Source organism: Bacteroides sp. 1_1_30, from assembly GCF_020982715.1.
GTDB lineage: Bacteria > Bacteroidota > Bacteroidia > Bacteroidales > Bacteroidaceae > Bacteroides > Bacteroides xylanisolvens.
This window is the reverse complement of sequence record NZ_JAJKHN010000021.1, coordinates 39,197-54,901: the sequence shown is the minus strand read 5'-3', so window position 1 is coordinate 54,901 and position 15,705 is coordinate 39,197. Positions and strand designations below refer to the sequence as shown.

Sequence of the window (15,705 nt, the reverse complement as noted above, 5' to 3'; positions counted from 1 at the left end):
TCCATGTCCGTATTCCGTTATCCGACATACAAGATCCGTATCGCCCCCGACTCGCAGAAGATACAAGGACTGCAAGCCGGGGATATCATCCGCAGGCAATATGCCGAACGGGAGCGTACCGTCTATTCGCTGATATGCGTGACAGAAACCGGAACGGAGCTTGTCGGGGACAGGGACGCCCCTTATTTCGTCGGGGCATTACTGGACGGGGACGAGCCGCAGGGCGGTGAACTGCTGGACTTCGTGCGGGTTACCAACCTGTTCGATACGGCACGCAGCGGGGCCTTGTACCTGACGGCTTCTGACAGCGATTCACCCTATATGGATGTCATCGACGGCATAGCGACCGAACGCTCCCTGTGCTATCCCGTTATGGACGGAGGCATGGCGGGAGTGCCGGACAAGTCCAGGTACGCCGTTTATGGCAGCATGCTGCAAACGGAATATCCGGATGCCGTTTCGGAAGCGACACGCATTGTCCGCATTATCCGCAACGCGGAACCGGCAGGAAACGCATCTTACGGGCTGATACTGACATTGGAAGAACCGGTCGGGCATCCGGAACGCCTGCTGGTATCGTTCAAGGCCAGGTCCTCCAAAGCATCGGACTCCGTACCGATACGGTTCGGCTATACGAACCGTGAAAAGACGGATGCGGAAGATGTAATCTCCATCGATCGGGAATGGAAGTACAAGTTATGGGTCATCACCGTGGATTACCCGGCACAGTACAGCCGGAGTCTGTTTCTTGACCTGACATCAAGCCTGACCGCTGAGGGGGACTGGTGTGAAACCGCCGACCTGAACATTGTCCGTCTTGCCTCCGTATCCGCCTTCAGCGAGGCGAGCAAGGCCCGTGTGGGAAAGGTCAGCGGCATCATCGATCCGGTCTTCGGTATATTGGACGGTTACGGGGCCTATTTCCAGAATCTCTATGCCACACGCAATGTCAATATAGCCGGCACGCTTACCGCAGGAGATGGGAACGGTTTTTCAAGCACGTTCTATGTGGGCAAAATCCATAAGAATGTCATACCCGACAGCCTGTCCTGCCGGTTCAGCCATTCGGAAGAACTAGATGAAACATCTCCCGCCGGACTCGGACGGTGCATACGGATAACGGAAGAGAGTCTCCTTACCATGCAAAGTGCCGCATGGCGGGAGGCTCATGCCGGAATCTGTTATTGCTTCTCGGTCTGGATAAAAACGGAAGAGACGGCGACTATCCGCTTCTATCAGGACGAACACCTTGTCGGAGAGCGGACGGCGACCGCTGGCAAAGGGTGGATACGCCATAGTATCCCTTTCCCTATACGCAAGTCGGATTCACCGGTCATGTATCTCGGCATTGCCGCTTCCGCCCCCTTGTCGTTGTCCGCCCCCCAATTGGAGGCCGGAAAGAACGTGACCCCCTATCAGGCGACCGATGAAGCCTTGTCCTACACGGACGATTACGGAGCCTGGTTCAATAAGGGAGGTATCGGAGGTACCATACAGAATCCTCTGTTGCGGCTGAACGAAGACGGCTCGATCGCTTCACGGAACGGTTCTTTCGTCATCAATCCGGACGGGACGGGGCATTTCGCTTCGGGGCGTTTCAAGTGGGGCAAGGATACCATCGAACTGCGCGATGTGGCCATCCGTTGGGAAGACCTCGATGAGGAGGCGCAGGAACTGCTCAAGCCCCGTTCCGTCTCCCTGACAGGCGGCACGGCGTTCCATTTCACGGACGGGCTTTCAGGCGCATGTGAGCCGGAGAATATCCCGCTTGTGGCGACCGAATACAATTTTGAGCCGGAAAGCCGGCAGTGGGAATACCTTGCCGCTGACGGGATATGGAAAGATGCCGGATGCAATGCCGCCGTGTTTGAAATGACACCCCCGTTTCATGGATGGGAAGGACGAGACGTGCTGACCCTCCGCTACACGGCAACATACCGCAATGAAAAAGTCAGCGCGACCCATACCTTTTTCAAACTTTACGACGGCTCTCCATCCTATACTGTTTATGTGGAGTCTGAAAACGGCACGACATTCCGCAACGGGATCATCTCGACGGTGCTCCGTGCCAGGGTGTACAGGGGCGGTGAAGAGATCACACCGCTCATTCCCGACGGCAATTTCCGCTGGATACGGACGAGCCGCGATACGGAGAGCGACAGGATATGGAACGCCGCACCGCATTCCGGCAGGGAGATAGAGATAACCGGCGGGGACGTATGGCGCAAGGCCGTTTTCGACTGCGAAGTGAATATATCGACAACATTACAATAAGCATATGGCAATCAAAGTAGCACGCGGACAAGTCACCATCATCGACCAGAATGATGCTGTCTCCTTACAGGCGTTTATCGGTTCCTCGCAACCGCTGACCCAGGTATTCAACAAGGATACCGGCGCGTATGCCCCCTCGTGGGCGGCATCCCCGTATCTGATATTGACCCCTTCTCTGTTTGTCAGCGGCAAGGCGGCCGTAGACCAGATCTCATCCGTCGGCAACGCGGCGACATTGACAGCCGGTGTCAAGAGCGGCTCCGCCAAATGGTACAAGGACGGCAAGGCCATAACTTCAGGACAGGACAGCTGCACGATCGGTGCGGCTTCCGCCAAATACGCCCTGACCGTCAAGGCAAACCACATGACCGTTTCCGCCCCGCAGGTACGGTATACCTTCGAGGCAATATACATCGATGCCAACGGGTTGGAGATCCCTTTCCGGGCGGATATCCAATTCACCCAGCATCTGAACGCGGGGGCGATGATTGCCGCCGTGGCTTATGCTCCCGACGGCATTGTCTTCAAGAACGATGAAGTGGCTGCGCTCAAGGCGCACTGCGACCTATGGCGGGGCGCCACCATCGATACGACAAATGTAACCTATGCCTGGGGCATCAAAGATTCCGCAGTGTTCGCCAACACGACACTTACAGCTACGGCAACAGCCGGCGCAACCACCGTTACCGTCGCTTCCGTCACCAATATGGAAGCCGGGGGTAAAATCTCGATCGGTTCCGTGCAGTACACCATATCGGCGGTAAGCGCTTCAACCAAAGTGGTAACGCTGACTTCGGCACTTACGGGGACCAGTGCTTCTGGCAGTCCGGTATCCTGCCCGTATTACAATGCAATGCTGGGTGCCGGATGGGCCTGCCTGACTTCCACCAATCCCCGTGGAGTGACGGCAGGCTGGACCACGAACGAGATTACCATTACGGCGGATGCCGTGCTGAATTTCGAGACATTCAAATGCGCCATCAAGGATACGGATACATCCGCAGGCAACAGTTCGGCAAACAAGGTGGTCTGCGACATTATCTCGTTCACGGACATGTCGGATCCCATCACGGTGGATCTGGTCAGCCAGAAAGGGTTTACAATCAAGAATAACGGCAACGATGTCGATGCCAAGGCGGTACTGTACCGTAACGGGGAGGAACTGGATGCCGGCGGCACAGCCTACGCTTACACGTGGAAACTATGGAACCCGGCCGGAACATCGGTCATAAAGACCTATACGGGAAAATCCATCACTGTATCGAAAGCTGATGTGACCGGTAAGGGCGTGCTCATGTGCGAGGTGTCGAAATAACAGGAAACTTTACAGTCTTTTGTGGAGACGACTGATGGGGACTTATCACCGGCTCCGTGTATGGACATGACATGACGCTTGTTATATATTATAAAATATTGATTAGTATTAATTTGAAAACAAATATCCGGTTTTACTCCCCAAAACGTAAAACCGGATATTTGTTCAGATCGGTCAGTTCCATGTATGCTATATAAGGAAACAACCGGCACCATTTCTGTTTTATACCTTCTTTTTTCATCCGGCTCACCACCGGAAGCCTGTTTTTAGAAATACACGTTCAGCATAAGATATATGTATGCCTTTTTATCTTTTCCATTTGGATGCTGGAGTTCAAACTGAATTTTATCTTCACGTGCCAGCCATCCGATCGCGCTGGCCAGTTCCATGTCATCCATACCAGTACCTTTTTTAACTTCCGCGATTTCCCATCTTTTATGGGCGTCTGTACTTAGGAAACGCCATAAGATTCCTGCATTTCGCCAATAATGTGCTTGTTCATAATTTTCCTTCTTATAAAGTTGTTTTTTATACATCAAATGTACTGATATTTATAATCCATTGACACGAATTTACTGTTGGATTGCAATTTACCCTCCCCCTTTTGTGTTACTTTAACATACTAAAGAAAATTTAGTATTCCGCAAGATTGAATGTATGTACCGGTCAGCCGGGGATGTTCCTGTTGTACAGTTATCCTTTTACAGGGCTTGTTGTATAATATTATTCCCGTCCGTATTCAAATAAACACCTGAACTTATATCCGCTTTTATGGTATCCATCCTTGAATTTTTATCCTCTATTCCCTGGCTTTTGGCCTTTCCGCTGTCCAAAGGGAAACTTATCCTGTCCGCCACGGTTGTGTTGATATTGCTATCCTCCCCTTCATGTTCTGCGTGTTGATTTCCCAGTTTAGCGGCAACCCGCCGCCATTCTTTCGCCCTATACTTTCCGTAAAGAACATATATGGCAAAGACATTGGTTGCCCGTGGCCAGGCGACAATCCACATACAGAAAGACGGCTATACCATCAGCCAGTCGCTTGGAGAATATGTCTTCCCCGCGGATGCGGACGGGAAGATCCTCTCCACCGTATCCGTCACTTCCGCCGTCAAAGTCACGCTCGGGGATTCGGGCTTTACCGGCTTCTCCATCGGTACGGTCGTCAAGCCTGCCGGGTTCTCTTCCATCCGTGTCAACAACAGCAACAAGACCATCACCTATACTATTGCGGCGGGTACGGCCACGCTGGCCGACCATGGTACGGTTTCCATTCCCGTCATCATATCCGGAGCTACCTATACCCTGTCATTTGCCTGGTCGAAAGCCAAATCCGGTACGCCGGGAAAAGACGGTGCAGATGCCTCCATGCTCGGCTGGGTCAAGGAGTGGAACACGGGCAAGACACTTATCAACAACAATACGGTCATTACCCCGAAACTGTTCACCGGTATCAAGAACAGCGACGATACTATTTCCGGTATTGCCATCGGTTCATTCCCGCTTTCCGTCAAGACAGCTTCCGGAACGGTTACTGTAGAAACGGTTGGTGGCATCCATGGCTTCAAGGACGGTTACAAGACCTTTTACGTAGACAACGGGGGCAATGTGCAGTTAGGCAACGGCAGCCAGTCCATCAAATACAACGCTTCCACGGGCAAAATCGAGTTCGGAGCTGATGTCAGTCTGAACTGGGCCGGTGCAACCTATATCAATAAGGACGGTATCTTTACCGGAAAACTCTCCGCCGATACCGTGAAAGTGTTGCATCTCGATGCCTCGCAAATCATCTCGGGAACAATTTCAGCTTTGCGTATCGATGTAGTTTCCCTGAAAGCCTCGCTCATCACCGCCGGAAACATCAATGCCCTGACCCTCACGACCACCAAGGGAACCATCGGAGGATGGAGTATCGACAGTGACAGCATCTATCGCGGTACGAAGAAGAATACTGCCAACACCTATACGGCAGCATCCGGATCGATGACTGTCGGGGCAACGGGTATCCGTGGCTATAAGTGGCGTTTTGAATCGACGGGAGCCGGTGCGGTGGCGGGCGGCAATATCGCGTGGGACGCTTCCGGAAATGTTACTTTCGCCGCTTCCGTTTCCCTTCAATGGACAGCCCCGATTGATTCCATAACCACCGCTCTGGGTGGTAACACCTATCCCAAACTGACAAAAATCACCGCGGCAGGTATTTATACCGGGAGCATTACCGCCAGTCAGATTACTGCCGGCACCATTTCCGTCGACCGTATAGCGGCGGGCAGCATCAACGCCTCCAAACTGGATACGGCCAGCGTGAAAGCCTCGCTGGTTACGGCAGGCAACATCGAAGCCCTTACGCTGAATGTCACCAAAGGCAAGATAGGAGGCTGGACGATCGGAGCGACGGCATTGAGCGGCAGCCATATCCTGCTTGACAGCGGGAACAGCCGCTTGGTGGTCTATGGATTGAACTCCAGCGCGACAGCCGGACAACGGGTACAGCTGTATTATGGCAGCGACAGTGATTTCGGGCTGTACGCGACCAACAGCGCGGGGGCATGTATCGCCCGTCTCGGTTCACAGAACAATATCGCCGGGTGGACGATAGATGTGTCTTCCATCCGGAAAGGCAACGTGGTGTTGGGCAGCGAGGGTTCGATAACGAACGGTACAAAATGGAAACTGAACAATGACGGCAGCGGACAGGTCGCTTCCGGAAACATTTCGTGGGATGCGGCCGGAAAAGTCTCGTTTTCCTCCGCTGTCTCCCTGCTGTGGAAAAACGACATAGAGGCGGCCAAGAAATCAAATTACGGCTATCCCTACTACCACAAAATCGTCATCAACGGAGAGGAAAATGTATATTATCCGGTCATTTTCAAAGGCGGCGAACAAACCGTCAAGCGCGATATCCTGATCCGTCGCAGTTACAGCGAGCAGGCTCCTGCCAGTTGGAACACCTCCACCCATAAAGGCGGACTGATCCTGCTTGTCAAAACCAATTTCGGCGGTTGGGGTGGTATTGCCTATTCGTGGGACATCTATGAACTTTCCGAGATGTACTGCCGCATGTTTGCCGGGGCAGCCCTATGCGGCAACAGCTGCATGTTCGCCGTGTTCCTCCGTGGCGGCGGGATGACAGGCGCGGTATACCATATTTATTCCGACCAGCCGATTGTCAGCAGTGCCATGAGCCCGTCCCCCATACCGGCAGCCCCCCAGATTGCCTACAACTCGGATCTGATTTTCCAGAGCGGTTCCAGGAAAGCAAACGCTCCGGCTCCCCGTACGTTGACCGCCTCCGTGGAGGAAGAGATACGGCGCAGGTGCTTTATCGCGTTGGCACAAGGCAGCGACAGTGTCCTTGCCGCCCATCCTTTGACTTACATCAGCTCTACCGGAATTTACACCGGAACATTGACGGCGGCGCAGGTCAATGCCGTCAGCATCAACGCATCCAGCATCAAGGTCGGGACGCTTTCGGCCGACCGTATTGCGGCGGGCAGTATCAATGCCTCCAAGCTCGATGCAGCCAGTATCAAATCCTCCATCATCAATACGACCTATATCAATGGTCTGAGTTGTTCCTTCACCAAGGGGAAAATCGGAGGCTTTACCATCGGCGGTGACAACATTACGGTAGGCAACATCGGAGCGTCCGGGGCCACCCCCTTGCAGATCCGTTCGGCATCAGCCGGTAGCGGTTACTGGTACACGGGAGGATACAAGCCATTTGGTATTACGCTGACCTGGCATCAGAGCAGCAATGCCGGCCATATTGTCTTCGGCCATATTGCGGCAAACGGGAATACGGTCAAGACGGGATTCATCGGCATACAGATGATGTCCTGGGACCATCTGGAATACTTCTGCCTGTCGGCCAATTATACCAAAAGCGGAGCGAAGGAGGTCTATAACCGTATCGCCGGGTGGGCATTCGACCATAACCACATCTGGAAGAACAACATCTCGTTGGGCTCGGACGGTTCGATCACGAACGGTACAAAATGGAAACTGAACCACGACGGTAGCGGGCAGATTGCGGGCGGCAACATCTCATGGAACGCTTCCGGTTCCGTCACCTTCGCCTCTTCCGTGTCGGCACAGTGGACGACCGGTATTACGACCGCCCAGGAACTCGCCTCGGCCATGGCGTTCGGCAAGATGCTTTACCGTGACCCCACTTTCTGGAAAGGGAACAATGGTGTCGGTATCTATAACAATTCCGGTAACGGTATGGTGACGATTACCCGGGAGCAGAATTCGACCGCACCCAATGACAGTAAGTATGTACTGAAGATACAGACCAAGGGTACGGCCAGCCCTGGCAACGGGGGATTCTATTTCGGAACGACTTGCAGCTCACGCAAGGTGCTGGTAGCCCGTATCATCGCCAAGATACCGACGGGACGCAACATTTGTTGGGCGAGCAACAATATCGGTACAGGCGGATCGAGCCGCTGGCTCACCCCCACAGCCGGAACGGGAGACTGGAAAGAGTATGTCTACAAGGTCGTCTGCGGAACCTCGAATTTCTCCACCACCCATTTCTTCTATATCGACGGGGCACAGGGAACGGCTTCCGCACCGCTGACCTGGTATGTGGCCTATGCAACAGTTTTTGATTTGACATCGACGGAGAAGTATACCACGACCATCGATGCCAACGGGATCTATACCGGTACGGTAAAGGCGAACCAGATAGTCGTGGACAGCGCACTGGTGGTAGGCGGCAGTTCCTATAACGGCAGCATATCGGTCAGAGATGCGGGCAATTCCGTCAAGGTCACCCTTGACAGGACTGGCATCACGGCCGTGGCCGGCAAGATTGGCGGATGGGCGTTAGGTACCAGCTCGCTTACGGCATCGGCTCCAAGTTCCGGACACCGCATTGTCATCAGTGCATCCGGCTATATCTATCATGACAATCCTTCCTCGGGAAAAGATTACTGGGGATTGAAGGCTGACGGTTCCGCCGCGTTCGGATGCGGGAAGATCTCGTTTGCAGCTGACGGTTCCGGGTATCTTGCCAACCAGAATATCAAGTGGGACGCCGGCGGTAACGTGACTATGACCGGAACCATCAATGCCAACGCCGGAACCGTCGGGGGCTTCTCCATCGGTCAGGGACGTATCGGCTCTACCGCTTCGGGCAGTGGTTCCGGTGGCGGGCTTGCCATCTACAATGATTTGTTCCGTGTGGGAAACACCACTTCCTACGTTCTGTTGGGAGCCAACACTTTTCCTGCCACCTCGGGTGGAACCTGCGCAACGGGGCGCATTGTCAACAGCAAGGTAAATTCATATACGAACAACTACGGGCTGTATATTGATGTGAAGAACGGTCACCGGAACTATGGGGTATGGTCCAATGCCCCATTGGTCGCACCAGCCATCATCGGTCTCAAAATGAAAAGGATCTATTTCACAGGTTCCGGCTATAGCATTGATTTTTCTGACAATAACATCTTTTGCCTTTACGCCAACGCCACTTATAACATCAATCTACCGAACGCATCGTCAGTCGCGAGCATGTTCGGGTATTCGAGCCTTCCATCGGATTTCGCTTACGTGTTCACATTGTTCTACAGTTATAACTGGGGAGGACACGTGAATATCATGAATGTGAGGAACCAGAACGGGGGCACGACAAACTACGGTATGGAGAGAGGGGATTCACTGACCCTTCTTTGCTGCAACTACCCGTCATTCCACTATCAGGCATTAAATTACAACAGCTAGTAACCGGAATCCATAGCCTTGCCCTATACTTATTAAAAAGCCAAAGCGTATGAACATTACCAACATCACTGTCACCAAGACCGCCGAAGAAAAGACAGAGAACGCCTCCTATGTATTGGAGTATTCCATTGTCAATGAGGAGCTGAGCCGTCTTCATGTTTCCGTGAACGAGAAGGAAGCCGATACGGAAGGGAACATACCCCCCGTCGGGATTATCTACATGGAACAGGGGAACATCTCCTGTAATCTTCCCGCTGGAAGGGAACTGGGCCCCATATTTCTGGACTTCGACAAGATGCAGCAATATATCCGTGAAAGTATCAATCCTAAAAAAGAATCATAATGGAACTGAGTGTCAAGGACCGCCTTTACCTGCCAACTTTTCTGCCGGCACGCGGCAACTTCAAGGAATTCAACCTCAAAAAGGAAATCCTGCGTAAAATCGCCATCGGTGACGAGGAACGTAAAACCATCAACCTTCGTGAAAATGCGGAAGACAAGCGTATCGAGTGGGACGTAGAGAAAGAGCATCCCTTGGAGGTAGAGTTCTCCGCCGACGAGATGGCCTACCTGCAAGCCGCCTGCGAGAAGATCTCGGACGAGGAACTGCCCGACGACATGTGGGGCACCGTGGAGGCGGTTTATAACGAAATCTCCAAAGACGCATAAACCGAAATTTCTGTCTGCCGCTACTCTTTCTTGGGTGCGGCCGGGATTTTTATATCAACACCATGGCCAGAGAGGATATCATAATGGATGCCGAATACGGGGAAGTGGAAATGTCCGGACGGGTTGCCGGAAAGACTTTCCATAACTTCCGCCTGCTTGACAGCGTGGAAGATGCCGACAATGCGGACTTCCGCCACGGGGAGATAACCGTACCGGCGGACTTCCTCTCATCGTATAGCGATGCAAAAGGTATTCATATCCGTATTCCCTATATACCCGACAACCGGTTATTGACGGTCCGGATTGCCATGGAAAGCGGTTCCGGCGGCGTGGAATATGTACGTTGCGCAGCCACCGGCAAATACTGGTTCCCTGTCATGCAGGAATATGATGACGGGACGAAGCAGGCGGTGCCCCTGCCTTCGCTCTATGCCTTGAATGAAGACGGCCTCTATAACCTGCTGATCCGGGAAGACTGCCTGGTTGTCTACAGCGGCGAGGAGACGGACTTCGGAATCGGAGCCTCCAAGATGCAGAACGGGACATTCCTACTCAAGGCCGTGGCCGGCAATCTCTACCAGCATCCGACTACCGGTGTGGGGCTGATAGACTTCCTGCACTCCAACATGGAGAACAACGGCCTGGCCGCCAAACTGCAGGCGGAGTTTGGTGCGGACAAGGTCGTCATCAAGAACGCCTATATAGACTCGGCAACGGGAGAACTGTTGCTGGAAACCGAGGAGAAGGAGGACAATCATGGGTAATTACCGTGTCATCACCGGACAGAACATCTATGATGTGGCCCTGCATCTGTACGGAAGCATCGAAGGGATTGTGGACCTGCTTGTCAACAATCCGGATCTTTCACTGGAAACGGAACTCCGCACCGGGCAGGAATTGACCTATACCGACGGATTCATCATCAATGCCGATGTGGTCGCCTATAACGGGATGCACGGCATTGTACCCTCCAACGGTGAACGGCATGTCTATCCCAAACATTTCACCCTCCCGCAGGCGGCCGTATTTTCGTTGTCAGCGGCACTTGTGTCCGTGCAGTGCGAGGTTTCCGGAACGGGAACGTTGGAAATCGACTGGGGCGATGACAGTGCAGCGGAAACCGTCATTCTCGGCCATATACCGTACACGCTGCACCATACGTTCGACAGCCGTGTACGCCACAAGCGCAGGATCCGGTGGTTTGCCGATGCCTCGTTCCGCCATATCGACTGGAGCGGCATGAACCCCTCGTCCGTCATCCTTCTCCGTGAGCTGCATGTGGAAGAACTGACGCTCCGGGATTGTGCCTTTGCACTGGACGGTTTCCGGATTTTGTCGGGCACTTACCGGATAGACCTGTCCGGAAGCATGATATCCGACCTCCTGCCGCTCGTCGAATGCCGTGGCCTGATGGAACTCGACCTGTCGGAGGCGCGGATCAGGCCGACCGTATTGGACGAATACCTGACGGCTATCGTGGAACGCTACGGCAACCGGCGTAACTGCCGGATGACACTGCCTGTTTCCCCGACGGGGACTTACAGGGAGCCGGACCGGGACGAAACGACCGGACGTTACCGTATCATATCGGGTATGGAGGCCATATGGGTCATCCTGCATGAGGAGAACTGGAACGAGGGCGGAGCCTGGGAGTTTATCATCGACAATAAAACCTATACAGTGGAATGAGCCGTACGATCAAGGAAATATACAACGAGGCCGTTGCGGAACGCAACCGGAGGCTGGAGCTGGCAGAGTTTGCCAGCGACTCCAAACTGTCCGTCATGAACGGCATCCTCTGGGTAGTGGCGGCAGCCATATACAGTTTCGAGACCCTGCTGGATGTCTTCGCGGTGGATATTTCCGAAGCCATCAACGGGCGTATCAACGGTACGCCTGCCTATTATGCCAACGCCCTGCTGCAGTATCAGCAGGGAGACGAACTGACGGTGCGGGAAGACGGGCTGGCGTTCGGCTATCCGAATGTCGACGAAACCAAACGCATCATCACACAGGTATCGTATGTGGAGAGTACCGATGACCGGAACCTGGACAGCAAGCTGATCCTGAAAGTAGCTACCGGCACGAAAGGCAACCTTTCCGCCATACCGCCTGAAGACCTGGTACCCATCAATGCCTATATCGGCAAGTTGAAGTTTGCCGGAACACGGGTGGAGGTCATCTCCACCAAGGGCGATGTGCTGATACCGCGCCTGACGGTCTTCCATGACGGGGCCGTACCCGAATCCGAGGTATATGACGCCATCGAGGAGCAGCTGAACGCCTATATGATGGAAATCGACTTCGATGCCGCCGTCTATGTCTCCCGTCTGACGGATGCCGTACGTCGTGCGGAACATGTGACCGATGTCCATATTGACGAGAATGCGGTACCCGAACAGGGAATCTTCATAGCCAGCCACGATACCGACGGCCATATCCGGCCCCCGCAGCGTGTCGCCCGCATGACCCATACCGCATCGGGATACCTGAAAGAATCATCCGGCAAGGACGAGGAGGCCGGCCTGCCCAACTTCCGTGAGGCCATCATCCTGAAAATAGAAAACCATGAGGTATAAGTTATCCATAGACCGCACCGTAAACCGCCTTGTCCCGCACTATCTGTCGGGACGGAAATTCATCCTGTTCGTGCAGAGCTGCCTCTACCCGCTGCAACGCACCAACGAGTGGTTCCGCAGTTTCACGAGGGAACGGCACATCGAGGCGCGCATGACCTCGCAGGTCATCTATTTCGAGTGGTTCCTGAACTACCGGTTCGGTAAATACATCAAGGACGGCAAGGACCGCATCTTCATCAAGGACAGCACGAGTGTCGGTGTGGACCTGTACCACGAAGGGGCGGAATACCAGCGTCCTTTCACCGTATGGTACAACGGGGAACAGGTTACAACGGACAACGAGGCGGAACGCCCCCGTCCGTTCTACCTGCTGGCGGAAGAGAAGCTGATCAACAAGGTCAACTTCATGGTCTGCGTCCCGCCCGTCACCATACCTCCGCGGGAACTGGTCTATATGCTTTCCTATGTGGTGAACACCTATAAGACAGCAGGCAAGACCTACCTGATCAAGATCGACGAAGACGAATACACCCCCAATAAGAATACAGGACAATGAAAGAATATATTGCGGAAACCGGCGGACGGTATACCTACTCGGACGATATCCTGAACTTGCAGGAACTGGCTCTCAGCATGAGTGCCGTTTTTGACGGCTGCTCGGACTTCATCATCTCCGGATGCGAGATCGAGGGTCCCCGCGTCTCCCCGGGTTATGTCTGGCTCGGCGGAAAGGTACGCCGTTTCGACGGCTGCGCCGATGCCGTCTATCCCTATTATATATACGAAATCAACCGGCATGAATCGGTGGTCTACGCCAATGAGGTCAACAAGCGCGGGCGTACCTGTTATCTCTGTGCCGGGGCCAGGGCTGTTCCGGATACGGTCGATCCGGTTACCGGCAAACTGCCGGCGGCTATCGAGGTGACGGAGAGCTACGCGCCCCGGTTCATCGACAAGTTCTTCGGCCGCTATGCCGTCCTGCTCGATACACCTTTTGCCCGGCAGACCGTCAAGAAGGATCTGGTGCTGGCCGGAACGTTCACCGGGCAGAAAGAAATCAGTTCCAAGACCGCCGTCTCCGTCAGCGGCGGGAACGGCTACATGCTCAAAGGTATCGTCAAGGCGGACGGCCATGCCGCCATCGGTGCCTACCTGCACGGTCTGCTTGTCAACGAGATTATCATCCGGACGGACGGCACGTTCAGTTTCATGAAACAAGGCAAAGAACTGGCCAGGGTTACGAAAGACGGCATATCCTGCGGTACTTCGCTGAGTGAAAACGCCCGGATCGGGGCTGTCCGCATCAAGGGATACGACATCTATAACACCTCGGATGTGACGGATGAGGGTTGTATCCGTATCAATTACCACGGCACGGAAGGCGGAGGAACAAAATACCGTGACTTCGCCGTGCATGACGGAAAAGCCTGCACCACACCTGTTTTGAAAGTCATCGGGCGTACCGCCACCCTGCAGGTCGGCGGACTGCTCTCCCTGCAAAGCACCGGACGGGGTATCGATATTCAGAATACCGCCTATACGAAAGACAATGCCAGGCTGACAAACCTGATTACCTGGCGCGACAGTGCCGCCGCGCTGCTCGCCACCGTCGGCTTCGACACCGCTGACAGTTTCCGTTTTGCGCTGAGGAACGCTCTGGGCGACATCGTGCTTGCCCCTTTGGGAGCGGTGGATGTGCTCGGTACGCTTAAAATCAACGGAAAATCCGTGTCCGACACCTATGTGACCGTCACGGCCTTTACGGAGGCGATGGGAAAGAAAGTGGATGTGGTAGAAGGCAAACAGCTCTCTACCGAAGACTTCACGACCGAATACAGGAAGAAACTGGCGGCTATCACTACCGGAGAACTGACGGAGGGCGGCGAAGGTTATGTCACATCGGGAACCGTTGCGGCGGCTTTGAAAATGAAACTCTCCGCCGACGGGAACCTTTCCGATGTCATGGACAAGGCTGCCGCCCGGAAGAATATCGATGTCTATTCCAAAGCGGAAGCCGGGGAGGTATTTTTGGAAATCTCCGAAGGACTGAAGGAGCTGGTACGCCTGACGGCGGACGAGATCAGCGGGTTGACGGCAGAGGAAGCCGCTGAACTGAAAGCAAAGCGGCAGGCGGCCGTCAGGGATACCCTCGATGCCGAAAAGAAAGGTACCGGAGAGCTGAAACTGGCCAAGATTTCTAACCTGTCCGACCTTCCGGACAAGGGCAAGGCACGCAAGAACCTCGAAGTCTATTCCACGGCCGAGATAGACCGGATGATGGACGGAAAGCTCGGGACTGACTCCGCTTACGAGGGCATTGTCTTCACACCCGAACTCAGGGACAAACTGCTGGAAATCAAGACCGGTTCGTTCGCCTATATAGATGAAGGTGGCATTTCGCACGCACAGATCGAGGGATACGTGATGACCTCACAGGTTGTCAGGGAACTCAAGAAAAAGGCGGAACGGCTGATGGGCGGCTACAACGCTTCCGAAAAGGATACCATCGCCACCAACCTGAACCTGTATACCAAGGCCGGGGCGGACGCCCGCTTCGCCGCGCTTGAAAACCTGTTCCAGGATTACATCGACTTTTTGACCGGGAAAGGAAAATCCCCCATGGAAGCCCGGCAGCTCCTGCGGAACAAGTTGGACGTGCTGTCCAAAGACGAAATCGTCAAGGACTACCTGCGCAAGGACGGCAAACTTTCCGACCTGTCCTTGCCGACAGCGGAGGCAAAACGGCAGGCCTGCCGCGCTATCGGTGCCGCCTATGCGGAAGAATACCAGCCCCTGCTGGCGGATACAGGATGGATACGGATGGAAAACAGCGGTTCGGGAACAGATACCCAGGGGCTGTTTGTCCGCCAGATCGGGAATATCGTGTCCATACAGGGGTATATCAATACCGCACGCAGGGACGGCAGCAACTGGGGCGGCATCGTGGCCGTCATCCCGAACAAGATACAGCCCCCGAGATACAGCGTGCGCTGCAGCGCCGCTGACTGGAACGATGACCACAAGTACAACCGGGGCTCCTCGTTCACCATCTACGGCGGTTCGCGCAGGATACAGCTTTACGAGCGCGGTATGTACAATGTCAATGTAGAACTCAACTTCACCTATTTTGTATAG

The 15,705-nt window shown here is 54.1% G+C and carries 10 protein-coding genes and 1 pseudogene; 10 read left to right on the top strand and 1 reads right to left on the bottom strand.

The annotated features are described in order from the left end of the window. Nucleotides 1–3 precede the first annotated feature (3 nt). A complete protein-coding gene (locus tag LPH68_RS26820; protein WP_217733241.1) occupies nt 4–2,274 on the top strand; it encodes a hypothetical protein in 2,271 nt (756 codons plus the stop codon). Nucleotides 2,275–2,278: 4 nt separating this feature from the next. Then, entirely contained in the window at nt 2,279–3,589 is a 1,311-nt protein-coding gene (locus tag LPH68_RS08035; RefSeq protein ID WP_196068813.1) for a hypothetical protein, read from the top strand. A gap of 266 nt (nt 3,590–3,855) precedes the next feature. Here the strand turns inward: LPH68_RS08035 and LPH68_RS08030 are convergent. After that, nucleotides 3,856–4,091, bottom strand: a pseudogene (locus tag LPH68_RS08030) (winged helix-turn-helix domain-containing protein). Nucleotides 4,092–4,555: 464 nt separating this feature from the next. Between LPH68_RS08030 and LPH68_RS08025 the strand changes: the two are divergent. From LPH68_RS08025 to LPH68_RS07990, 8 genes are all read left to right on the top strand, one after another. Beyond that, nucleotides 4,556–9,322 carry a hypothetical protein gene (locus LPH68_RS08025; protein ID WP_196044940.1) on the top strand — a complete coding sequence of 1,589 codons (4,767 nt, stop codon included), beginning with the start codon at nt 4,556–4,558 and terminating at the stop codon, nt 9,320–9,322. 49 nt (nt 9,323–9,371) lie between these two features. Further along, nucleotides 9,372–9,665 carry a hypothetical protein gene (locus tag LPH68_RS08020; protein WP_048699049.1) on the top strand — a complete coding sequence of 98 codons (294 nt, stop codon included), beginning with the start codon at nt 9,372–9,374 and terminating at the stop codon, nt 9,663–9,665. Beyond that, nucleotides 9,665–9,991: a hypothetical protein gene (locus tag LPH68_RS08015; RefSeq protein WP_048699047.1), complete on the top strand. Its 327-nt coding sequence runs from the start codon at nt 9,665–9,667 to the stop codon at nt 9,989–9,991. Before LPH68_RS08020 ends, LPH68_RS08015 begins: the two co-directional genes overlap by 1 nt. A gap of 83 nt (nt 9,992–10,074) precedes the next feature. Next, nucleotides 10,075–10,755: a hypothetical protein gene (locus LPH68_RS08010; protein WP_196044941.1), complete on the top strand. Its 681-nt coding sequence runs from the start codon at nt 10,075–10,077 to the stop codon at nt 10,753–10,755. Further along, nucleotides 10,748–11,680 (top strand): hypothetical protein, encoded by a 933-nt coding sequence (locus LPH68_RS08005; protein ID WP_196044939.1) that lies wholly within the window; start codon nt 10,748–10,750, stop codon nt 11,678–11,680. The genes LPH68_RS08010 and LPH68_RS08005 overlap by 8 nt, the downstream gene beginning before the upstream one ends. Then, complete coding sequence (locus LPH68_RS08000) at nt 11,677–12,570, top strand: hypothetical protein (protein ID WP_008860780.1); 894 nt, start codon at nt 11,677–11,679, stop codon at nt 12,568–12,570. Before LPH68_RS08005 ends, LPH68_RS08000 begins: the two co-directional genes overlap by 4 nt. Then, nucleotides 12,560–13,126: a hypothetical protein gene (locus LPH68_RS07995; protein ID WP_196044938.1), complete on the top strand. Its 567-nt coding sequence runs from the start codon at nt 12,560–12,562 to the stop codon at nt 13,124–13,126. Before LPH68_RS08000 ends, LPH68_RS07995 begins: the two co-directional genes overlap by 11 nt. Beyond that, complete coding sequence (locus tag LPH68_RS07990) at nt 13,123–15,705, top strand: hypothetical protein (protein WP_196044937.1); 2,583 nt, start codon at nt 13,123–13,125, stop codon at nt 15,703–15,705. The genes LPH68_RS07995 and LPH68_RS07990 overlap by 4 nt, the downstream gene beginning before the upstream one ends.